Below are 471 nucleotides of genomic sequence, written 5' to 3' on the forward strand. Positions count from 1 at the left end.
TCATTACATCTGGATGAAAGGGAGAAGAAATTTTCTCCCTCTCACGTTTGATTTTGCGTAGTGATTTGCCCATAAAACCACCTTGATCGTTCAGATTAACTTCGGAATGTTCACTAAAGTTCATTGAAATACTTTTCAGTGACATTCTTGCGATAAAGCAATTTCAACGCTGGATAGGTTACAAAATAATAAACAGAACCTTCTCTCATACCCTCTTGTTTAGTGGCGAATCCCTTTTGAACAAGGTCTTCCCATTCGTCATTAGGCGCACTGCAATAGTAATAATTTCTATATGGTTTTCTTGAATAATCCAATCCTAAAGCGTGTCTCATCTTACCAATTTGAGTTGGTGTTAAATCAGCTAAACTCAATTCAGTTGCCGTTGTCATATCTTTTCTCCTTCCTGCACAGTATCTACCATTCACAAAGGTTTCACTGTACTACCTTCCAACCTTTTCGAATTCGGCTGTT

The 471-nt window shown here is 37.8% G+C and carries 1 protein-coding gene; it reads right to left on the reverse strand.

Annotated features, from left to right (window positions below; translation table 11 throughout):
- Positions 1-113 precede the first annotated feature (113 nt).
- Positions 114-389: a hypothetical protein gene (locus DSM465_RS0117995; RefSeq protein ID WP_051358562.1), complete on the reverse strand. Its 276-nt coding sequence runs from the start codon at positions 387-389 to the stop codon at positions 114-116.
- Positions 390-471: the final 82 nt, after the last annotated feature.

Origin of the sequence: Geobacillus thermodenitrificans subsp. thermodenitrificans DSM 465 (assembly GCF_000496575.1) — a bacterium.
In the GTDB taxonomy this organism is placed as follows: Bacteria; Bacillota; Bacilli; order Bacillales; family Anoxybacillaceae; genus Geobacillus; species Geobacillus thermodenitrificans.